The sequence below is a fragment of the Variovorax sp. LjRoot290 genome (assembly GCF_964253985.1).
In the GTDB taxonomy this organism is placed as follows: domain Bacteria; phylum Pseudomonadota; class Gammaproteobacteria; order Burkholderiales; family Burkholderiaceae_C; genus Variovorax.
Genome location: NZ_CAXURW020000001.1, coordinates 1,649,453 through 1,668,849, shown reverse-complemented (window position 1 = coordinate 1,668,849; position 19,397 = coordinate 1,649,453). Strand labels below are relative to the sequence as shown.

At 69.2% G+C, this 19,397-nt stretch carries 22 protein-coding genes; 13 read left to right on the top strand and 9 right to left on the bottom strand.

Translation table 11 applies throughout. The features are described from left to right. Positions 1-28: 28 nt before the first annotated feature. From fliK to fliE, 7 genes are all read right to left on the bottom strand, one after another. Entirely contained in the window at positions 29-1,288 is a 1,260-nt protein-coding gene (gene fliK / locus ACSQ9A_RS08415; RefSeq protein ID WP_436303323.1) for a flagellar hook-length control protein FliK, read from the bottom strand. 16 nt (positions 1,289-1,304) lie between these two features. Further along, on the bottom strand, positions 1,305-1,637 hold the full coding sequence (locus tag ACSQ9A_RS08410) for a flagellar protein FliT (RefSeq protein WP_436303322.1): 333 nt from the start codon (positions 1,635-1,637) through the stop codon (positions 1,305-1,307). A gap of 24 nt (positions 1,638-1,661) precedes the next feature. Beyond that, positions 1,662-2,084: a flagellar export chaperone FliS gene (gene fliS / locus ACSQ9A_RS08405; RefSeq protein ID WP_093102023.1), complete on the bottom strand. Its 423-nt coding sequence runs from the start codon at positions 2,082-2,084 to the stop codon at positions 1,662-1,664. Positions 2,085-2,103: 19 nt separating this feature from the next. Next, a complete protein-coding gene (gene fliD / locus ACSQ9A_RS08400) occupies positions 2,104-3,549 on the bottom strand; it encodes a flagellar filament capping protein FliD (protein WP_436303321.1) in 1,446 nt (481 codons plus the stop codon). Between the two features lie 188 nt (positions 3,550-3,737). Continuing rightward, on the bottom strand, positions 3,738-4,097 hold the full coding sequence (locus ACSQ9A_RS08395) for a flagellar protein FlaG (protein WP_436303320.1): 360 nt from the start codon (positions 4,095-4,097) through the stop codon (positions 3,738-3,740). A gap of 121 nt (positions 4,098-4,218) precedes the next feature. Further along, positions 4,219-5,508, bottom strand: coding sequence for a FliC/FljB family flagellin (locus ACSQ9A_RS08390; RefSeq protein ID WP_093102020.1), 1,290 nt, complete (start codon positions 5,506-5,508; stop codon positions 4,219-4,221). 172 nt (positions 5,509-5,680) lie between these two features. Continuing rightward, positions 5,681-5,998 carry a flagellar hook-basal body complex protein FliE gene (fliE, locus tag ACSQ9A_RS08385; protein ID WP_436303319.1) on the bottom strand — a complete coding sequence of 106 codons (318 nt, stop codon included), beginning with the start codon at positions 5,996-5,998 and terminating at the stop codon, positions 5,681-5,683. A gap of 284 nt (positions 5,999-6,282) precedes the next feature. Between fliE and fliF the strand changes: the two genes are divergently transcribed. From fliF to fliR, 13 genes are all read left to right on the top strand, one after another. After that, on the top strand, positions 6,283-7,980 hold the full coding sequence (fliF, locus tag ACSQ9A_RS08380; protein ID WP_436303318.1) for a flagellar basal-body MS-ring/collar protein FliF: 1,698 nt from the start codon (positions 6,283-6,285) through the stop codon (positions 7,978-7,980). Next, the gene (gene fliG, locus ACSQ9A_RS08375) at positions 7,977-8,978 is read left to right on the top strand and encodes a flagellar motor switch protein FliG (protein WP_436303317.1); all 1,002 of its coding nucleotides are present in this window, start codon (positions 7,977-7,979) and stop codon (positions 8,976-8,978) included. Before fliF ends, fliG begins: the two co-directional genes overlap by 4 nt. Continuing rightward, a complete protein-coding gene (gene fliH / locus ACSQ9A_RS08370; protein ID WP_436303316.1) occupies positions 8,965-9,726 on the top strand; it encodes a flagellar assembly protein FliH in 762 nt (253 codons plus the stop codon). The genes fliG and fliH overlap by 14 nt, the downstream gene beginning before the upstream one ends. Further along, on the top strand, positions 9,726-11,135 hold the full coding sequence (gene fliI / locus ACSQ9A_RS08365) for a flagellar protein export ATPase FliI (protein ID WP_093102013.1): 1,410 nt from the start codon (positions 9,726-9,728) through the stop codon (positions 11,133-11,135). Before fliH ends, fliI begins: the two co-directional genes overlap by 1 nt. An 8-nt stretch (positions 11,136-11,143) precedes the next feature. Beyond that, positions 11,144-11,599, top strand: a complete 456-nt coding sequence (fliJ, locus tag ACSQ9A_RS08360; protein WP_093102012.1) for a flagellar export protein FliJ — start codon at positions 11,144-11,146, stop codon at positions 11,597-11,599. A gap of 21 nt (positions 11,600-11,620) precedes the next feature. Continuing rightward, a complete protein-coding gene (locus tag ACSQ9A_RS08355) occupies positions 11,621-12,928 on the top strand; it encodes a flagellar hook-length control protein FliK (protein ID WP_436303315.1) in 1,308 nt (435 codons plus the stop codon). A 99-nt stretch (positions 12,929-13,027) separates the two neighbouring features. Beyond that, positions 13,028-13,510 (top strand): flagellar basal body-associated FliL family protein, encoded by a 483-nt coding sequence (locus ACSQ9A_RS08350; protein ID WP_436303314.1) that lies wholly within the window; start codon positions 13,028-13,030, stop codon positions 13,508-13,510. Between the two features lie 12 nt (positions 13,511-13,522). Next, on the top strand, positions 13,523-14,524 hold the full coding sequence (fliM, locus tag ACSQ9A_RS08345) for a flagellar motor switch protein FliM (protein WP_093102008.1): 1,002 nt from the start codon (positions 13,523-13,525) through the stop codon (positions 14,522-14,524). Then, complete coding sequence (gene fliN, locus ACSQ9A_RS08340) at positions 14,517-14,960, top strand: flagellar motor switch protein FliN (protein WP_093102006.1); 444 nt, start codon at positions 14,517-14,519, stop codon at positions 14,958-14,960. The genes fliM and fliN overlap by 8 nt, the downstream gene beginning before the upstream one ends. Next, positions 14,957-15,442 (top strand): flagellar biosynthetic protein FliO, encoded by a 486-nt coding sequence (gene fliO, locus ACSQ9A_RS08335; protein ID WP_436303313.1) that lies wholly within the window; start codon positions 14,957-14,959, stop codon positions 15,440-15,442. The genes fliN and fliO overlap by 4 nt, the downstream gene beginning before the upstream one ends. Beyond that, positions 15,439-16,206 (top strand): flagellar type III secretion system pore protein FliP, encoded by a 768-nt coding sequence (gene fliP, locus ACSQ9A_RS08330; RefSeq protein WP_436303312.1) that lies wholly within the window; start codon positions 15,439-15,441, stop codon positions 16,204-16,206. Before fliO ends, fliP begins: the two co-directional genes overlap by 4 nt. Beyond that, positions 16,203-16,472, top strand: a complete 270-nt coding sequence (gene fliQ / locus ACSQ9A_RS08325) for a flagellar biosynthesis protein FliQ (RefSeq protein ID WP_093102001.1) — start codon at positions 16,203-16,205, stop codon at positions 16,470-16,472. The genes fliP and fliQ overlap by 4 nt, the downstream gene beginning before the upstream one ends. Before the next feature lie 7 nt (positions 16,473-16,479). After that, complete coding sequence (fliR, locus tag ACSQ9A_RS08320) at positions 16,480-17,274, top strand: flagellar biosynthetic protein FliR (protein ID WP_093102000.1); 795 nt, start codon at positions 16,480-16,482, stop codon at positions 17,272-17,274. 18 nt (positions 17,275-17,292) lie between these two features. Here the strand turns inward: fliR and deoA are convergent, their stop codons facing one another. After that, positions 17,293-18,633: a thymidine phosphorylase gene (gene deoA / locus ACSQ9A_RS08315; protein WP_436303311.1), complete on the bottom strand. Its 1,341-nt coding sequence runs from the start codon at positions 18,631-18,633 to the stop codon at positions 17,293-17,295. Further along, the gene (gene deoC, locus ACSQ9A_RS08310) at positions 18,633-19,394 is read right to left on the bottom strand and encodes a deoxyribose-phosphate aldolase (protein ID WP_436306274.1); all 762 of its coding nucleotides are present in this window, start codon (positions 19,392-19,394) and stop codon (positions 18,633-18,635) included. The genes deoA and deoC overlap by 1 nt, the downstream gene beginning before the upstream one ends. Positions 19,395-19,397 lie beyond the last annotated feature (3 nt).

Sequence of the window (19,397 nt, the reverse complement as noted above, 5' to 3'; positions counted from 1 at the left end):
CTATTCGACTTGGGAGCGGCCCGGCGTCTCATGACTTGTCCTTCGCGGCAATCTGCAGTTCCTGCAGCCGCAGGCCCGCGGCCTCGAAACGCTGCACCAGCCGGTTGCTGTCGGCGCGCAGGCGCGCTGCGGTGCTCGCCTCGCTGGCCGCCAACTGCGCCTGGACCTGGGAGCCGGTGAGGCTCAGGCGCAAGTCCACGGCGCCCAGCCGGGGCAAGCCCAGCGAGACCGTGGTGGTCCAGCTTCGCGCAGCGGGTTCATGAGGCGCATCGCCCTGCGGCTTTGCATCCTCTTCCTGGATCGACCACGTCATCGGGACCTCCGGCCACGCCTGACCGCTCCAGCGGAACACCGCCGTGGCCAGCAGGTCGAGCTGCTGGTGCACCACGGTCGCGGCTTGCGGGTGGATCACTTCGCCGGCAGGCAGCGCCTGAACCGGTGCCGCGGCGGCATGGCGCAGCGTCGCCTCTTCCGCACGCGGCACAGGCGGCGCCTCCGGTGGTGCGGCGGACGGTGCCGCCTCGCCCCGGCGATAGGCCGCCTGCACGCGCGCGGCATCGGCCGCAGGCGCGACGGTCTCGGCGTGAACCTGAGGCGCCGGTGCGCGCGGCGGCAGCGCACCATCGCTCGCGCCGGCCTCGGCGGGCGAGCGCGGCGCACCGGGCGCACCGGGCGCACCGGGCGCGCCGGCCGCCGGCAGCACCGGCTTCAGCGTCTCGGCCGCGATGGCTGTGGCGGTAGCAAGGGGTTGGGCGGCGGTCTCGGGCCCCGCGCTCCTTACAGGCGCCCAGCGCGCTTGCGGCTCCTGCGCCAGCTGCGCCAGCGTGCGGGTGCCGGCTGCGAACTCGCGCAAATGCGATTCGTAGAACAGGCCGCTCGCGTTCACGGTCTGCGCCAGCGTGCCGGCGAGCGCGGCGGCCGAAGGCTGCTGCTGCGAGGACGGCCACATCGGCGATGCCCCCCGCAGCGGGCCGGCGTCGGGAAACTCCGCCAGCAAGGCGCCGATGACGCGCGCCGCCACCGACAACCGCGCGGCGGCCGGCCCGGCCGCATCGGGCTGGCCTGGAGCGGACTGGCCTGGCGCTGCCGCTGCGCCCGCGGTCGGCGCGTGCCGGCCCAGGGCCATCTCGGGCGGCAGGCGAATGTCGTTGACGACCTCCCGCACCCCCACCACGGGCCCCGTGGCCGCATCCGTCCCGACCTGGCTCTGCTGCAGCGCGAGCAGTTCCAGCCGCGGCGCGAGCTTTGCGCTCAGCAGCGTATCGACCAGGCCGGAAAGTCTGTTCATGGCAGCGATATACCGTTCAGCGCGGCAGCCCGTAGGCCTTGTCAAGCTCGCCCTGCTTCTGCAGCCGGGCCATCGTGGCGACGAGGCGTTCGAGCTGCGGCTTGACCAGCCGACGCACTTCATCCTGGTCGGCGCGGATGTGCTCCATCAGGCGCTGCGCCTGGTCGAGCTGCGCGGGTTCCAGCGCTTCCGTGGGGCCGATCTGCTTCAATCGCTCGACCACCGTCGCGCACTGCTCTTCCAGGGCCGGAAGGCGGTCCCACTCCTTGGCCCGCGCCAGCGCCGCCATCAGCGACGTGGTCGAGGCGAGTTGCACGTAGCAATGGACGATTTCACTGCGGGCGGCCATGTCTCTTCTTTCTTCGATTCGTATTCAGTGGCCGGCGGCAACGCCATCGATCTCGCGCCATGCGGAGGCGATGTTCTCGAGCAGCGCCTCGGCTTCGTCGAGCGCTTGCGCATCGTTGTGCAGGTTGGCCTGCAGCAGGCGCCGGATGACGTAGTCGTAGAGCGCCGACAGATTGGCGACCAGGCCCTCGCCGGCCGCCCCGGCCGCCTTGGCGTCGAGGCTGGCCTTGAGGCCGTTGTCGACGATGCCGACCGCCTTGGAGATCGCGTTGCCCTTGGCCGCGACATCGCCGCTCGCCATGTGGTGCCGCGCCATGCCGATGGCCGTGACGGCGCCGTCGAACAGCATGCAGATGAGCTGGTGCGGCGACGCGCTCATCGCTTGCGTTTCCACGCCGAGGCGTGCATAGGCGTTGGCGCCGGTTCTGAAGGTGTGGGGTGTGTACATGCGCTGCTCCGCGTGGGGCTTAGTTGTCGCTGCTCATGCTCGCGAACTGCTGCGTGAGGTAGCTGCTGGTGCTGTTCATCTTGCTGACCAGCAGATCCAGTTGGGTGAACTGCGCGCGGTAGTACTCGACCTTGGCATCCACGCGCGCCTGCATGTCGGTGTACTGCTCGTCGAGCTGCTTGAGCGAGGTGTTGATGCCGTCGGTCGCCACCTTGAGCACGCCGCCGGTGGAAGTGGCCTTGGTCACCAGCGCGTCGAGCTGCTTGCCGTAGCCGGTGGTGCTGCCGGTCGCGCTCGAGAAGAGCTTGGAGACGCCGTCCAGGTTGGTGGCGAGCGCGCTCTTGAGCTTGTCCGAGTCGACGCTCATGGTGCCGTCCTTCTGGAAGCTCACGCCGATCTGCGACAGCATCGTCAGGTCGCCCGTACCGCCGGCCTGCGGCGAGGTGAGCGTGTTGCGGATGCTGGTCTGGAGATTGCGCAAGGTCGAATCGCCGACCAGCGCCGCGGCCGTCTTCTTGTCGGTGTCGAAGGTGGTCAGCGTGCTGGCCGTGCTCTGCAGGGCGTTGTAGGCCTTGACGAAATCGTTGATCGCCGTCTCGACCGAGGCCGTGTCGCGCGCCACGCTCAGCGTGCTGGTGCCGGTCTTCAGCACCGTCAGCGTCGTGCCCTGGATCGATTCCTTCACGGTGTTGCTCGCGCTCGTGACGGCGATGCCGTTGACCGTGAGCTCGGCGTTCTGCGCCTGCACCGTCTGCTGCAGGTTCTGCGTGCCTGCCGGATCATGGTTCAGCAGGTTCGCCAGCGCCGCGTCGCCGGCCACGGAGACGCGCATGCTCGAGGCCTTGCCGGTCTCGGTCGATGTCAGCACCAGCCGGTTGGGCGTGCCGCTGCCGTCGTTCACGATGCTCGCCGTCACGCCGGCCTTGGCCGCGTTGACCGCGTCGCGGATGCCCTCGAGCGTGTTGTGCGCCGCATCGATGGTGATCGGCACTGCCGTGCGGCTCGCGTCCGGCGTGAAGCCCGCGCCCGTGTACTTGCCGCTCACCGCGTCGTAGCTGCCGCCGGCGATGGTGCCGAAGTCGATCGTGATGGTGCCGGTGCCGATGGCCGTCTTGGCGCTCGCCTGCCCGGCCGCCACCACCGACTGCGCCTGCGCGAGCTGGGTGACGTTGATGTTGTAGATGCCGGCCGCTGCCGTGTTGCCGGCACTCGCGGACATCACGTCAGTGGCGCTGGAGGTGGCTTTCACGCCCAGGAAGAAGGCCGGGTCCGACAGCTTCTTGGCCGCCGTCTGCAGCGTGCCGAGCGCGCTCTGCAGCTGGCCGTAGGCCGACAGCTTGCTCGTGTAGCTGACCTGGCGCTGCTGCAGCAGCACCAGCGGCTGGCTCTCCGCCGTTTCGAGGTTGGTGAGCAGGCTGCTCAGGTCGAGGTTGGAGCCGATGCCGAGACTGCTGATCGATGCCATGAATGAATTCCTGTTTCTAATGAGTGCGACAAACGCATGCCTGTGGCCCACGATGGCCGAACCCGCGGCCAGCGAAGCCAGGCCCCTTCGGGGAACACCGCGGAACCGGCTTTGCCGGGCCGCTGGTGTTGCCCCCGGCGAGGGGGTTGGAGGCCACACGAAGTGGGCAAGCCTGGGGGTGGTTCATATCAAGCCGACTGGCTCACCAGCAGGCCGGGCGCCTTGCCCAGCACCTTGGCGATGCGCACCACTTCCTCGGTCGGGATCTGGCGAATGATTTCGCCGCTCGCCCGGTCGACCACCTTGACGATGACCTTGTCGGTATCCTGGTCCACCTCGAACTGCAGGCCGACCGAGCGGCTCTGCAGCGAGGCATTGACCTCGCGCACCGCCTGTTCGACCTGCGTCGGCGTCGCCGCCTCCACGGCATCGGCCGCGGTGGTCGCGCCCTCCGGCGATGCCGCTGCGCCCGCGCCGATCGGCCGGCCCGAGAGCATCTGCACCCACCACTGGCCGTTGTCTGCTGCCGGAGCTACGGGGATCGACATGGTCTTCACCTTTGGTTGCTTGCTTCGCTGTCGTCTGCGGCCTGGCCAGGACCAGGCCGCAGAGAACAGCGCAGGCGCTGTCGGGCTTTCGCCCGGACGCCTGCGATGGTTCCTTCTTCGATTAACGCAGGAGGGACAGCACGTTTTGCGTGGTCTGGTTGGCCTGGGCCAGCACCGAGGTACCGGCTTGCTGGAGGATCTGCGCGCGGGTCATGTTCGACACTTCGGTCGCGTAGTCGGCGTCTTCGATGCGCGAACGCGAAGAAGACAGGTTGGTCACCGTGGTGCCGAGGTTGGCAATCGTCGAGTCGAAACGGTTCTGCACCGCACCCAGCGAGCTGCGCAGGTCGTCGACCATCTTGAGCGCTGCGTCGAGCTTCTTCATCGGGTCGACCGAAGCCGCACCCGTGAATTCGGCCGTGGCGCCGGCGCCGCTCAGCACGATGTCGGTGGCGGTGTTGTCGAAGTCGGTCCCGCCTGCACCGCCGTTGGCCAGCGCGCCTGCGCCGACGCTGAAGTTCTTGCCTTGCACGGCCACGTAGGCGGTGGTGGCGCCGGTGGAATCGACACCGACCTTGACTAGCTGGTCGGCCAGCGTCACGGCAGCGGTCACGCCGTTGGACGGATCGGTGAAGTCGATGTCGGCGACGTTCAGCGTCACGGCACCGGTGGCGTCGGCGACCGAGGCGGCATAGAAGCTGTCACCCGACTTGACCACGAAGTTGGCCGTGGCGGCGCCGGTGGCGTCCTTCACGTTGTGCAGGCTCAACGAGCTCGCAGCGACGCCCAGGGACGTGGCAGCAGCGCTCAGATCGACAGCGGCAGGCGTGGCAGCCAGGTTGGTCTGCGTGATGGCCTCGCTCACGGGGAGAGCGTTGTTGCTCACCGAGAAGCCGCCGAGGCCGAGCGTCGTCGAGTCGATCTGCTTGAGGTCGATCTTGATGGTTTCGCCGTCGTTGGCACCGACTTGCACGGTCAGCGGCTTCGCGCCGGCCGACAGAACCTTCACGCCGTTGAAATCGGTCTGTGCCGAGACACGGTCGATTTCGCTCATGCGCTGGGTGATTTCGTCCTGGATCGACTTCAGGTCGCTGGCCGAGTTGCTGCCGTTGGCGGCTTGCACGGCGAGTTCGCGAACGCGCTGCAGGTTGTTGTTCACTTCCTTCAGTGCGCCTTCCGTCGTTTGCGCCAGCGAGATGCCGTCGTTGGCATTGCGCTGGGCTTGCGACAGGCCCTTGATGTTCGCCGTGAAGCGGTTGGCGATCGCCTGGCCGGCCGCGTCGTCCTTGGCACCGTTGATCCGCAGGCCCGAAGACAGGCGCTGGATCGCGGTGTTCAACGACGACTGCGACGCGTTGAGGTTGTTCTGCGTGAGCAGCGAGAGACTATTGGTGTTGATGACTTGCGCCATGTTCGACTCCTGTAGACAAAGGTTGTGGACTTCGGCCAATGGCCGCAACGCTGGACCCGCTTCCCACCGTGAGACTCAAGCCATCGTTGGATTAGTTATCGGCAGGGCTTTCCAAACATTTAGGCCGGTGCGCCAAAAAGATGCGCGCGGCCCTTTCCACAACCTTCAGGGCTCAAGCGGGCAGGTTCATCACTTCCTGATAGGCGGCCACAAGCCGGTTGCGCACCTGCAGCCCGGTCTGGAAAGCCACGTTGGCCTTCTGCAGGTCGACCATGACATCGTTGAGCGCCACGCCCGGACGCCCCAGCTCGAAGGCCTCGGCCTGGCCGTAAGCCTTGGTCTGCGCCGTGCTGATGTTGTCGAGCGAGCGCCGGAGTTCGGCTGCGAAGCCGCCCGGCTGGGCCGCCTCGGCGGCGGGCGGCGTGAAGCCGGACCGGAGCGCGGTGACCCGCATCTGCTGCAGGACGGACTCGATGGCGGCAATCGACATGAGCAAACCTTTTCTCTTCTAGAACTTCCGTATTGACAAAGGAAGCGCCAAGGCACTCCCGCGTGTTTTCAGCGTATCAGCCAAGGCTGCCGGCAGATGCGCCCAACTGACGGCAAAACCCGCGGTTGTTCGACCAATCGAATCCGCACCGGCTGCCGAGAATCGACTGCGAACAAGAAAGCCTGCTGACGACATCAACGGCCCTGCGGCATGACTCCTCCACATCGACGACTCTCTTTCCTCTCCATGAATCCGGCGCGGCCGGCCGCGCCGGAGGCGCGCACATGAGTGCGACGGCGCCCGCGGGCGCCGCGCCGACGGCGCCGGCCCTCCCGCCTCTCATGGAACGGATGCGCGCGCAGCCGAAGCTGCCGCTGATCGTCGGCGCCGCCGCGGTGGTCGCGGCCGCCGCGGCCTTCATGCTCTGGAGCCGCGCACCCGACTACAAGGTGCTCTACACCAACGTCTCGGACCGCGACGGCGGCGCGATCATCGCGTCGCTCACGCAGATGAACGTGCCCTACAAGTTCGCCGAAGGCGGCGGCGCGATCCTGATCGCCGGCGACAAGGTGCCCGAAGTGCGCCTGAAGCTCGCGGCCCAGGGCCTGCCCAAGGGCGGCGGGGTCGGCTTCGAGCTGATGGACAACCAGAAGTTCGGCACCAGCCAGTTCGCCGAACAGGTCAACTACCAGCGCGGGCTCGAAGGCGAGCTCGCGCGGTCCATCGAGTCGATAGCCACGGTCGAGTCGGCGCGCGTGCACCTGGCGCTGCCCAAGCCCTCGCTCTTCGTGCGCGACCAAAAGAAGCCTTCCGCCTCGGTGGTGCTGAGCCTGCACCGCGGCCGCAGCATCGACGAAGGCCAGGTCAGCGCCATCGTCCACATGATCTCCAGCAGCGTGCCCGAGCTCGACGCCAAGAGCGTGACGGTGGTCGACCAGCGCGGCAACCTGCTGTCGGCGGCCAATGCCGGCGCGCGCGGCCTGGACGTGAGCCAGCTCAAGTACGCGCAGGAGATCGAGCAGGGCTACATCCGCCGCATCGAGGCCATCCTGCAGCCCATCGTCGGCGCGAGCAATGTGCGGGCGCAGGTCGCGGCCGACATCGACTTCTCGGTGGTCGAACGCACCGACGAGAAATACAGCCCCAACCAGGATCCGCGCAATGCCGCGGTCCGCAGCCAGCAATCGAGCGAATCGAGCCAGCACGGCGCGACGCCCCCGGGCGGCGTGCCGGGCGCGCTGTCGAACCAGCCGCCGACCACGCCGAACGCGCCGATCACAGCGCCGCGGCCCGGCACCGCCGCGACGCCGCCCGCGGCCGCATCGACGACCACGACGGCCACCAGCACGGCGCCCGGCGCGCCCTCCAGCCTGCGCAAGGACACGACGACCAACTACGAGCTCGACCGCTCGATCCGCCATGTGCAGCAGGGCGCCGGTGCGGTCAAGCGCCTGTCGGTAGCGGTGGTGGTGAACAACCGCGAGGGCGCGGACGGCAAGGCCGGCGCGCGCGCGCTCGCGCCGGCAGAGATCGAGCAGATCCGCAACCTGGTCAAGGAAGCCATGGGCTACAGCCAGGAGCGCGGCGACTCGCTCAACGTGGTCAACAGCGCCTTCGCCCGCGAGGGCCACGATGAAGTGGCACGGGACGTGCCGAACTGGCGCGACCCCGACAACATCGAGCTTGCCAAGACCATCGGCCAGTACCTGCTGCTCGCCGCCCTCGCCCTCTTCGCCTGGTTCGCCGTGCTGCGGCCGCTGCTGCGCAAGCACCTGGCACCGCCGGCAGCGCCCGCTTCCGCCGAACCGGCACAGAAGGCCATGGCCCCCGGCGGCGATCCCGACGACGCCGGCTCCGCGCAGGAAAGCGCACGCCAGCGCGAAGCCGAGCGCCAGAAGGCCGACCTCGACTACGCCCACCAGACCGCCGACAGCGATCCGCGGCTGGTGGCCACGCTGATCAAGCATTGGATGAACCCATGAGCAATATCAACTTGGGAACCCGCAAGGCCGCGATCCTGCTGATGTCGCTGGGCGAGGACCGTGCCGCCGCCACGCTGCACCACCTGCCCACCACCGAGGTACAGGCGCTGGGCGTCGCGATGGCCAAGCTGAGCCAGGTGTCCAAGGAGGAGCTGGCGGCCGTGCTGTCCGAGTTCCGCATGGAGACCGAGCAGCTCTCGGCCCTGCACCTGGGTTCGGGCAGCTACATCCGCGCGGTGCTGCGCAAGGCGCTGGGCGACGACCGCGCCAGCAACCTGCTCGAAGACATCCTGCAGCCCGACGAGCCGCACGGCGGCATCGAGCGGCTCAACGATCTCGAGGCCGGCGAAGTGGTGGAACTGATCCGCGACGAGCATCCGCAGATCCTCGCCACGCTCTTGGTGCACCTGGACCGCAAGAAGGCTTCGGAAGTGCTGGAGAAGCTGCCCGTGCGCCTGCGCCACGACGTGATCATGCGCGTGGCCACCTTCGGTGGCGTGCAGCCGGCGGCGCTGGCCGAGCTGACCGACGTGCTGACCGAGATGCTCTCCGGCGAAGGCCTGAAGCGCAGCCGCCTGGGCGGTGTGCGGACCGCCGCCGAGATCGTCAACCTCATGAACAGCGCGCAGGAAGACGAGGCCATCGCCCACGTGCGCGAGCACGACGAGGCCCTCGCGCAGCGCATCCTCGAAGAGATGTTCGTGTTCGAGAACCTGCTCGATCTCGAGGACCGCTTCATCCAGCGCCTGCTCAAGGACATCGAATCCGATTCGCTCATCGTCGCGCTCAAGGGCTCGCCGCAGGAGCTGCGCGACAAGTTCCTGCGGAACATGTCGCAGCGCGCCGCCGAGACGCTGCGCGAGGACATCGAGCTGCGCGGCCCGGTGCGGGTCTCGCAGGTCGAAGCCGAGCAGAAGGCCATCCTGCAGGTGGTGCGCCGCCTTGCCGATTCGGGCGAGATCACAGTCGCTGCGCCGGGAACCGATGACTTCGTCTAGCCACTCCTCCTTCGGCGCCCGTGCACGGCTGTCCGCAGCCTATGCGCCAACGCGGCCGGCCACGCCGCCCAAGCCGGTGCTCTCCGCCTGGCAGCGCTGGGAAATGGGCACGCTGGATGAAGACATCGCGCCGCCGCAGCACGTTTTCGAAGCCGCCAACGCGCAGCGCATCGATCCCGCGGCGCTGGCGCGCGACGCCGAACTCGAACGCCTGCGCCTCGAAGCGCGCGCCGCGGGCGAAGCCGAAGGCCGCCGCGAAGGCTGGGCACAGGGCCATGCCGAGGGCCGCACCGCCGGCCTGGCCTCGGGCCTGGCCGCCGCCAGCGCGCATGCCGAGCAGCTGCGCGCGCTGGCCGCCACGCTGCCGGACGCACTGCGCCGCGCCGAGAGCGAACTGGCCGATGCCATTCTCACGCTCGCGCTCGACGTGGCCCGCCAGGTGGTGCACCGCACCTTGCGCGCCGAGCCCGAATGGGTGCTGCCGCTGGTGCAGGACCTGCTGCATGCCGAGCCTGCGCTGCAGGGCGAGCCGCGCCTGCTGCTGCATCCCGAGGACGTGGCGCTGGTCAAGAACAGCCTGGGCAACGAACTGCAGATCGCCGGCTGGCAGGTGCGCGCCGACGACACGCTGGCGCGCGGCGGCTGCCGCGTCCAGTCCGCCAGCGGCGAGATGGATGCCAGCCTCGAAACCCGCTGGAAGAGCGTGACTGCCGCATTGCACCGCGATGTGGATGCGCTGGACATCTGATGTCGACGCTCGCACCCAACCCCCATCTGCAATCCTGGCGCGGCATGCTCGCCCAGGCGCGCAGCGAGGTCAGCCACTGCACGACCACCACCCACTCGGGCCGACTGACCCGCGCGGTGGGCCTGGTGCTCGAAGCCGTGGGCCTGCAGCTGCCCGTGGGCAGCGACTGCCTGATCGAGCTGCCGCCCGGCTATCCGCAGCGCCATGCCGAAGCCGAGGTGGTGGGCTTCGCCGGCGATCGCCTGTTCCTGATGCCGCAGAGCGAAGTGGCGGGTCTCTTGCCCGGTGCGCGCGTCTTCGCGCGGCCCGGCACGGGCGGGCCCGGCGCCGGCGGCGATTCGCACACCAAGCGGCTGCCGGTCGGCGAAGGCATGCTCGGCCGCGTGGTCGATGCGGCCGGCCGCCCGCTCGACGGGCTCGGCCCGCTCGACATCGCCCGCAAGGTGCCGCTCTCCTCGCCGCCGGTCAATCCGCTCTCGCGCGCGCCCATCGACTCGGTGCTCGATGTCGGCGTGCGCGCCATCAACGCCATGCTCACCGTCGGCCGCGGCCAGCGCATGGGCCTGTTCGCGGGCTCCGGTGTGGGCAAGAGCGTGCTGCTCGGGATGATGGCGCGCTACACCAGCGCCGAGGTGATCGTGGTCGGCCTGATCGGCGAACGCGGCCGCGAGGTGAAGGACTTCATCGAGAACACGCTGGGCGAGGAAGGCCTGGCCCGCGCGGTGGTGGTCGCCGCGCCGGCCGACAACTCGCCGCTCTTGCGCCTGCAGGGCGCGGCCTATGCGACCTGCCTGGCCGAGTACTTCCGCGACCAGGGCAAGGACGTGCTCTTGATCATGGATTCGCTCACCCGCTACGCGATGGCGCAGCGCGAGATCGCGCTGGCCGTGGGCGAGCCGCCGGCCACCAAGGGCTACCCGCCTTCGGTGTTCGCGAAGCTGCCTGCGCTGGTGGAGCGTGCCGGCAACGGCGCGCGCGATGCACAAGGCCGCGGCGGATCCATCACCGCCTTCTACACCGTGCTGTCCGAAGGCGACGACCAGCAGGACCCGATCGCCGATTCGGCGCGCGCCATCCTCGACGGCCACGTGGTGCTCTCGCGCACGCTGGCCGAGGCCGGCCACTACCCGGCCATCGACATCGAGGCTTCCATCAGCCGCGCGATGACCGCGCTGATTCCGCCCTCGCAGTTCGAGACCGTGCGCCGCTTCAAGCAGATGCTCTCGCGCTACCAGCGCAACCGCGACCTGATCAGCGTCGGCGCCTATGCGGCCGGCCACGACCTGCAGCTGGACCAAGCGATCGCGATGTATCCCAAGATCGAAGCCTTCCTGCAGCAGGCGATGCACGAGCGCGCCGACTACGCGGGCTCGATCGCGCACATCACCGGTTTGTTCGAAAGCAAATAGGACCTGTTATGTCCAAGAAGCTCCCCCTCGACACCCTGACCGAACTGGCCCGCACGCAGAAGGAAGAGGCCGCGCGGCGCCTGGGTGCCTTGCAGAGCGCGCAGGTCAGCGCGCACCAGAAGCTGGACCTGCTGCTGCAATACCGCCAGGACTACAGCCACCAGCTTCAGCTGCTGATGGAGAGCGGCCTGCCCGCCTCGCAGTGGCGCAACTACCGCAACTTCCTCAGCACGCTCGACGGCGCCATCGAGCAGCAACGCGCCATCGCCGTCCAGACGAATGTCCGGCTCGACCATGGCCGTGGCGACTGGCAGCACCATGCGCGCCGCCTCAACTCCTTCGACACCCTGGCCGACCGCCTGCGTCGCCAGGAAGCGATGGTGCAGGCCAAGCGCGAACAGCGCGACAGCGACGAGCGCGCGGCGCGCAAGTTCATCGACCGCGCGGCGCATTCGAGCCCCTGATCTCATCTACCTGGAACCGCCATGTCCACCTTCATCGCTCCTTCTGCCGGCCCGGCCGCGCCCAGCCAGCCGCTCACATCCTCCGGCCCGCGCGGCCGCCCGGCCGACGAGCCGCAGGGACAGCGCTTCGGCGAGGTGCTCGAGCGCTCGCGCGCCGCCGGTGCGCGGAAGTCCGAGGCATCGCCGGACGCAGCGCCTGCCGAGGCCGCTGCGCTTCCGAAGCCGGAGCGCGGCGCGGACAAGAAGGACGAGGTCGTCTCCGATCTGCTGGCCTTCGCGCTGTTCGCGCCCGCGCCGGTCGCGGCTCAACCGACGGCCGTGGCGACGCCCGCCGCCGGCCTGCCGAGCGAAGCCAAGGCAGAGGTGTCGATGGCAACGGATGTTGCCCAAGACCCCTTGCTTGCGCAGACGCCGCCGGCGACCGCCCTGACCGAAGCCGGCACCGAAGCAGCAGCCAAGACCCTCCCCGCAACGCAAGACGCAGGCCCGGAGGCGAAAACGCTTCCTGCACAAGCAGCTGCGGCACAGGCCAACACCGCCAAGTCGGTGCCCGTGGCAGCGGATGCGAGCGTTGCCGACGCCGCCGCGCCGACAGCCGTCGCTGCAACACCGCCGCCGCCGGCCGCGAGCGCCCTCCCCTCGGCGAAAGCCCCGGCCGCCGGCACGGCCGCGCAACAGCAGGCCAAGGCATCGCCCGCGCTGCCCTCCGTCGACGAGACGAAGACGGTGCCGGCTGCCGCGACGAGCACCGAGCGTGCCGATGCAGCCGCAGCGCAGAGCCCGGCATCCCCGACTCTGGTCCCCACATCGACGTCTTTCATGCCGCAGGCGGTGGAGCGCGCCAGCGCACCCGCCAGCCCCACACCCGTGTTGACCGTCGCACCGCCGGTCGGCAGCGACGAATGGGGCCCGGCCATCGGCCAGCAGATGCTGCGCATGAGCACTGGCGGCCATCAGGTGGCCGAGCTCAACCTCAACCCGGCCGGCCTCGGCCCGCTCAAGGTCACGCTCAGTCTCGGCGACAACCAGGCGCAGGCCATGTTCGTGTCGGCCCATGAATCCGTTCGCAAGGCCGTCGAGGCCGCGCTGCCGCAATTGCGCAGCACGCTCGCCGAGCAGGGCATCAGCCTGGGCCAGACCTCGGTCGGAGCCGAGTCGCGGCCCTGGGCCGGACAAGGCGACGGCTTCGGCCAGCCGCAGCAGCAGCCCTCGTCCTCGCGGCAGGCGGCGTATCCCGGGCGCGCGGACACGGGCACCGATGCCGTTGCGCCTCGCATGCCTGTGGCCGCGCGCAGTACCGGCAGCGCCGGACTCGATACCTTCGCCTGAAACGCGAGATCTGAGGCCCTTTCCCCCGCTTGATCGGCGCTTCGCTTGCGCGTGCGCCGGCCAAGAATAGACCGAATCGTTTTGCAGCAGCTCCCACCCATGGCCACCAGTCCCTCACTCACCCAAGTCGCTCCCTCCGCGCCGCGCTCGTCGAAGCTGCTGATCGGGCTGCTGATCGCCGTCGGCCTGTGCGCCCTCGGCGGCGGCGGTTATGCCTTGAGCCGCAGCAACCTCTTCGCGCGCGAAGCCGCCGCGCCGGTGCCGCAGAAGCCCATCTTCGTCACGCTCGAACCGCTGACCGTCAACGTGCAGTCCGAAGGCCGCGGCCGCTTCCTGCACATCGGCATGGCGCTCAAGGTGCGCGACGAGCTGGCCAAGACGCAGATCGTCGAATCCATGCCCGAGCTGCGCAGCCGGCTGCTGCTGCTGCTGTCGAACCGCCAGCCCGAGTCGCTGCTGTCCACGCAGGACAAGGCCCGGCTGGCCGAGGAGATCCGCGCCGAGCTCAACAAGCCGCTCGGTCCCAACCTGCCCGCGCAGGACATCTCCAGCGTTTCCTTCAACACCTTCGTGGTGCAGTAAGGGTCTCCTGGCATGGCCTATGAACAGGTGCTCTCGCAGGACGAGGTCGATGCGCTGCTGCAAGGCGTCACCGGCGGAGCCGTCGACCAGACCCGCGCGCCCACGCCGGCCACCGACGGCCTGCCGGCCTACGACCTCGGTGCGCCCGACCGCGTGGTGCGCAGCCGCATGCACACGCTGGAGGTCATCAACGAGCGTTTCGCGCGCCATCTGCGCAGCTCCTTGCTGAACTTCATGCGGCGCAGCGCCGACATCTCGGTCGGGCCGGTGCAGATCCAGCAGTACGGCGAGTTCGTGCGCCACCTGCCGGTGCCGACCAACATCAACATGCTGCACTTCAAGCCGCTGCGCGGCACCGCCCTGATCGTGTTCGATCCGAAGCTGGTGTTCCTGGTGGTGGACAACCTGTTCGGCAGCGACGGCCGCTACCACGTGCGCGTGGAAGGGCGCGACTTCACGCGCACCGAGCAGCGCATCATCAAGCGCCTGCTGAACCTCACGCTGCAGTGCTACGGCGACGCCTGGCAGCCGGTGTTTCCGCTCGCCTTCGACTACGTGCGCGCCGAGATGCACGGCAAGCTGGCCAACATCGTCGCGCCCAACGAGGTGGTGATCACCACCACGCTGCAGGTCGAGTTCGGCCCGGTCGGCGGCTTCGTGCACGTGTGCATCCCCTACTCGATGATCGAGCCGATCCGCGACCTGCTGTCCAACCCGGTGCAGGACGAGATCGAGGTCGACAAGCGCTGGGTCAAGCAGATGTCGCAGCAGATGCAGAGCGCCGACGTCGAGCTCAGCGCCGACTTCGTGACCATCCCCTCGACCATCGGCGAGCTGATGAAGCTGCAGGTCGGCGACGTGCTGCCGATCGAGCTGCCGAGCTCCGTCGTCGCGCGCGTCGACGGCATTCCGGTGATGGAGTGCGGCTTCGGCGTCTCGAACGAACGCTATGCGCTGCGCGTGCAACAGATGATCTCCCACCAAGACAGCGATCTGAAGAACGACCATGACTGACAACACTCCTTCCAGCAGCGATGCGGACGACTGGGCCAGCGCGCTGGCCGAGCAGACCGCGGCCTCCGCGCCTGCGCCCCTGCAGGCCGCCGCACCCGCACCCGTGGCGGCGCCGGCCGGCGCACAGGTCTTCCAGCCGATCCAGAACGCGCCGACGGCCCACAGCTCGCCGGTGGACATCGAACGCATCCTCGATGTGCCGGTGCAGCTCACGGCCGAGATCGGCCGCACGCGCATCACCATCAAGAACCTGCTGCAGCTCTCGCAGGGTTCGGTGGTCGAGCTCGACGGCCTGGCCGGCCAGCCGCTGGACGTGCTGATCAACGGCTACCTGATCGCACAGGGCGAGGTGGTGGTGGTGAACGAGAAGTACGGCATCCGCCTGACCGACATCGTCACGCCCTCCGAGCGCATGCAGAAGCTCAGCCGCTCATGATTCCTTGCAGGCGACCGCTGCGGGCCGCGGCCTCTCTTCTTGCGTGGGCATGCACGCTGCCGGCGCGCGCGGCGCTGCCCACCGTGCCGACACCCGCCGCCGAGGCCGCGCCTGCAGTCGGCGCCTCCGGCCTGCTGCAGGCCGGCTTCGGCATGCTGGTGGTGCTCGCGCTGATTTTTGCGTGCGCATGGATGGCACGCCGCTTCGGCCTGCAGCGCTTCGGCGGCGGCAATCTCGTGAAGGTGGTGTCGAGCTCCATGGTCGGCCAGCGCGAGCGTGTGGTGGTGGTGGAAGTGGGTGCGACCTGGCTGGTGCTGGGCGTCACGGCCAGCCAGATCAACACCCTGCACACGCTGCCGGCGCAAGCCGTGGCCTCGGCGCCGGCGGCCACGCCGCTGGATGCGAGAACCTCCCAGGCGCTCGGCCTGTTCGCGCAGAAGCTGCGCGAATCGCTCGGCGTCAGGCCGCGGCCGGGCGAATGATGCAGGGCCACCGTCGTCGTTGCCTGCGTCGCGCGAGCCTGCTGCTGGCGCTCGTGCTGCCTGCACTGCCGATCGCCGCCTGGGCGCAGGGCCTGCCCGGCCTCGTGAGCACGCCCGGCCCGGGCGGCAGCCAGACCTGGTCGCTGAGCGTGCAGACGCTGGTGCTGCTGACCTCGCTGTCCTTCCTGCCGGCGCTCTTGCTGTGCATGACCAGCTTCACGCGCATCCTCATCGTGCTGGGCTTGCTGCGCACCGCCATCGGCACGCAATCGTCGCCGCCCAACCAGATCCTGGTGGGCCTGTCGCTCTTCCTGACCTTCTTCGTGATGTCGCCGGTCTTCGACAAGGTCTACAACGAGGCCTACAAGCCCTTCTCCGAAAACAAGATCAGCGCCGAGCGCGCGCTCGAACGCGGCATCGGCCCCTTCAAGACCTTCATGCTGAAGCAGACCCGCGAGAACGACCTCGCGCTCTTCGCGCGGCTGGCCAAGGTGCCGGCGATGGAAGGGCCTGAGGAAGTGCCGCTGCGCATCCTCTTGCCCTCCTTCGTGATCAGCGAGCTGAAGACCGCGTTCCAGATCGGCTTCACCATCTTCATCCCCTTCCTCATCATCGACCTCGTGGTGGCCAGCGTGCTGATGTCGATGGGCATGATGATGGTGCCACCCGCCTCCATCGCGCTGCCCTTCAAGCTGATGCTCTTCGTCATGGCCGACGGCTGGCAGTTGCTGATCGGTGCGCTGGCCGAGAGTTTCTATCTATGACGCCCGAATCCGTCATGGCCATCGGCAGCCAGGCGATCCATGTGTCGCTGCTGCTCGGCGCGCCCCTGCTGCTGGTGGCGCTGGTGGTCGGCCTGGTCATCAGCATCTTCCAGGCCGCCACGCAGATCAACGAAGCCACGCTGTCCTTCATCCCGAAGCTGCTGGCGGTGTTCGCTGTGCTGGTGATCGCCGGGCCCTGGATGCTGGGCCAGATCGTGGACTACATGCGGACGCTGTTCTCGAGCATTCCGCAGCTCGTGACCTAGAGGCGCAATGCCGCCGGTCTTTTCGGTCACCTCGGGGGAACTCAACGCCTGGATGGTGGCCTTCCTCTGGCCCTTCGTGCGCATGCTGGCGCTGGTCAGCACCGCGCCGATCTTCGGGGAGCCGGGCGTGCCGCGGCAGATCAAGGTCGCGATCGCGGCCCTGCTCGCGGTGGCCGTCGCGCCCACCATCGGGCCGATGCCGCCGGTGCCGGTGGTGTCCGCGGGCGGCGTCTGGATCCTGGTGCAGCAGGTGCTCATCGGCGGCGCCATCGGCTTCGCGATGCGGCTGGTGTTCGCCGCCGTGCTGGCGGCGGGCGAGTACATCGGCCTGCAGATGGGCCTGTCCTTCGCGTCCTTCTTCGATCCGATGAGCGGCGGCGCCACCATGGTGGTCGCGCGCCTGCTGCACATGCTGGCGATGCTGATCTTCCTCGCGCTCGACGGCCACCTGCTGCTGATCGCCGCGCTCGCCGAGAGCTTCCAGACCCTGCCGATCGCCGACGCGCCGCTGGCCGCGCGCGGCTGGATGTTCCTCGTCGCGGGCGCCGGCCAGATCTTCGCCAACGGCCTGATGCTGGCGCTGCCGCTGGTCACGGCGCTGCTCACGCTCAACCTGGCGATGGGCATCCTGAACCGCGCCTCGCCGCAGTTCAGCATCTTCGCGGTGGGCTTTCCGCTGACGCTGCTCGCGGGCATCGGCATGCTGCAACTGCTGATACCGCAGATGGGCGCCTTCCTCGCGCCGCGCATCGCGGCGGGCTTGTCGTCGGTGATGGAGTTGACGCAGGCTTTGCGGCCTTGAGTCCAGGCATGGGGCGCGCTACGGCGCCCGCGTGATCTCCGCGCAGATCACCGGGGCCGGCACATCAGGCGCTGCCGACCCTTGCGTGCCGTCTTCTTCGATGCGCATGGCCGCCTGCAGCGCCGCGATCGCCGCTTCGGCATCGGCCTGGCTGGCCGCATGCACGCGCGCCAGCGGCTCGCCCTTGCGTACCTTGCTGCCCAGCGGCAGCACCTGCGTGAGCCCGACGCGCGGATCGATGCGGTCTTCGGCGCGGCGCCGGCCGCCGCCCAGGGCAACGATGGCCAGGCCGATGGCGCGCACGTCCGCCGCCACCAGTACGCCGTCTTGCGGTGCCGGCAGATCGCATTGCACCGGCGCCTCCGGCAGTTGGCGCACTGCTTGCCCGAGGTCGCTCGCACCACCCAGGCCCGACACCATGCGCGCGAAACGCTCGGCGGCCGCGCCGCTGTCGAGCGCGCGCATGGCGTGGGCCCTGGCCTCGGGCAGGTCGGCCGCGAGGCCGCCCAGGCGCAGCAGCCGCGCCGCGAGCGCCAGGGTCACTTCGAGCAGCCGCGGCTCGCGTTCAGCGCCCATCAGGAAATCGATCGCTTCGCGCACTTCGAGCGCATTGCCCGCGCTGCGGCCCAGCACCTGGTTCATGTCGGTGATCAGCGCCTCCGCGCGCAAGCCGGCGCCGGCCGCCACGTCGACCAGGCTCTTGGCCAGCGCCCGCGCGCCGTCCAGGCGCGGCATGAAGGCGCCGTTGCCCACCTTCACGTCGAGCACCAGTCCCTCGAGCCCGGCCGCGAGCTTCTTGGAGAGGATGCTGGCGGTGATCAAGGGCAGCGATTCGACCGTGGCCGTCACGTCGCGAATCGCGTAGAGCCGCTTGTCGGCAGGTGCCAGCGTGGGGCCGGCGCCGACGATGGCGCAGCCGGCATCGCGCAGAACGGCGAGCAGCGCATCAAGCGACGGCTCGACGCGGTAGCCCGCCAGCGATTCGAGCTTGTCCAGCGTGCCGCCGGTGTGGCCCAGGCCGCGGCCGGAGATCATCGGCACCACGCCGCCGCAGGCCGCGACGATCGGCGCCAGCATGAGGCTCACCTTGTCGCCCACGCCGCCGGTGGAATGCTTGTCGAGCACCGGGCCCGGCACATCGGGCCATTGCAGCACTTCGCCGGAATGCGTCATGCCGCGGGTCAGTGCCACGCATTCGCCATCGTCCATGCCATTGAGCAGGATCGCCATCGCCAGCGCGGCGATCTGGCCTTCGCTCCAGCTGCCGTCGGTGAGGCCGCGCACGAAGGCTTCGATCTGCGCCGGCGAGAGCGCATGGCGATCGCGCTTGGCGCGGATGACCTCGGCCGGCAGCAGCATCAATAGTCTCCGGGAACGGATGGCTTGCCGGCGCCTTTCTGCAGCAACACCGACTCGATGTCGGCCAGCAGGCCGCTGGCGCCGAAGCGCAGCCGCTTCGGTCCGATGGCCGACTCGCCCAGCATCTCGCGCGCCAGCGCGATGTAGATCGCCGCATCGGCCACCGTGCGCACGCCGCCCGAGGCCTTGAAGCCGACCTCATCTTTTCGCGCGTGGCCGGCGATGGTCTCGAGCATCGCGCGCGCGGCATCGGGCGTCGCGCCCGTGGCCGTCTTGCCGGTGCTGGTCTTGAGGAAGTCAACGCCGGCATCGAGCCCGATGCGGCAGGCCTGGCGGATCAGTTCGGGCGTCTGAAGTTCGCCGGATTCGATGATGAGCTTGAGCGTCTTGCCCGCGCAGGCCGCGCGCACCTGCGCGACCAGGGCCGCCGCGCCGTCCGCATTGCCCGCGGCGAGAGCGCGCCAGGGCAGGACCAGGTCCACTTCGTCGCCGCCGGCCGCGAGGATGGCCTGCGTCTCGCGCAAGGCGCGTTCGCTGTCGAGCGCGCCGTCGGGGAAGTTAACCACGGCCGCGACGCGGATCGATGCCGGCAGCGCGGCCCTGGCCTGCGCCACGAAGCGCGGCCACACGCACAGCGCCGCCGGCGGGCCGGCCGGCCCTTGCGCCTTGGCGCACAAGGCATCGATGGCGGCCGCGTCGTCGCCGTCGTTGAGGCTGGTCAGGTCCAGGCAGGCCAGCGCAATGCGCGCGTCGCGTGTCATGTC

Coding starts and splice junctions, on each gene's coding strand:
- fliK (WP_436303323.1), bottom strand. CDS start 1,288: ATGAACAGACTTTCCGGCCTGGTCGATACGCTGCTGAGCGCAAAGCTC.
- ACSQ9A_RS08410 (WP_436303322.1), bottom strand. CDS start 1,637: ATGGCCGCCCGCAGTGAAATCGTCCATTGCTACGTGCAACTCGCCTCG.
- fliS (WP_093102023.1), bottom strand. CDS start 2,084: ATGTACACACCCCACACCTTCAGAACCGGCGCCAACGCCTATGCACGC.
- fliD (WP_436303321.1), bottom strand. CDS start 3,549: ATGGCATCGATCAGCAGTCTCGGCATCGGCTCCAACCTCGACCTGAGC.
- ACSQ9A_RS08395 (WP_436303320.1), bottom strand. CDS start 4,097: ATGTCGATCCCCGTAGCTCCGGCAGCAGACAACGGCCAGTGGTGGGTG.
- ACSQ9A_RS08390 (WP_093102020.1), bottom strand. CDS start 5,508: ATGGCGCAAGTCATCAACACCAATAGTCTCTCGCTGCTCACGCAGAAC.
- fliE (WP_436303319.1), bottom strand. CDS start 5,998: ATGTCGATTGCCGCCATCGAGTCCGTCCTGCAGCAGATGCGGGTCACC.
- fliF (WP_436303318.1), top strand. CDS start 6,283: ATGAGTGCGACGGCGCCCGCGGGCGCCGCGCCGACGGCGCCGGCCCTC.
- fliG (WP_436303317.1), top strand. CDS start 7,977: ATGAGCAATATCAACTTGGGAACCCGCAAGGCCGCGATCCTGCTGATG.
- fliH (WP_436303316.1), top strand. CDS start 8,965: ATGACTTCGTCTAGCCACTCCTCCTTCGGCGCCCGTGCACGGCTGTCC.
- fliI (WP_093102013.1), top strand. CDS start 9,726: ATGTCGACGCTCGCACCCAACCCCCATCTGCAATCCTGGCGCGGCATG.
- fliJ (WP_093102012.1), top strand. CDS start 11,144: ATGTCCAAGAAGCTCCCCCTCGACACCCTGACCGAACTGGCCCGCACG.
- ACSQ9A_RS08355 (WP_436303315.1), top strand. CDS start 11,621: ATGTCCACCTTCATCGCTCCTTCTGCCGGCCCGGCCGCGCCCAGCCAG.
- ACSQ9A_RS08350 (WP_436303314.1), top strand. CDS start 13,028: ATGGCCACCAGTCCCTCACTCACCCAAGTCGCTCCCTCCGCGCCGCGC.
- fliM (WP_093102008.1), top strand. CDS start 13,523: ATGGCCTATGAACAGGTGCTCTCGCAGGACGAGGTCGATGCGCTGCTG.
- fliN (WP_093102006.1), top strand. CDS start 14,517: ATGACTGACAACACTCCTTCCAGCAGCGATGCGGACGACTGGGCCAGC.
- fliO (WP_436303313.1), top strand. CDS start 14,957: ATGATTCCTTGCAGGCGACCGCTGCGGGCCGCGGCCTCTCTTCTTGCG.
- fliP (WP_436303312.1), top strand. CDS start 15,439: ATGATGCAGGGCCACCGTCGTCGTTGCCTGCGTCGCGCGAGCCTGCTG.
- fliQ (WP_093102001.1), top strand. CDS start 16,203: ATGACGCCCGAATCCGTCATGGCCATCGGCAGCCAGGCGATCCATGTG.
- fliR (WP_093102000.1), top strand. CDS start 16,480: ATGCCGCCGGTCTTTTCGGTCACCTCGGGGGAACTCAACGCCTGGATG.
- deoA (WP_436303311.1), bottom strand. CDS start 18,633: ATGCTGCTGCCGGCCGAGGTCATCCGCGCCAAGCGCGATCGCCATGCG.
- deoC (WP_436306274.1), bottom strand. CDS start 19,394: ATGACACGCGACGCGCGCATTGCGCTGGCCTGCCTGGACCTGACCAGC.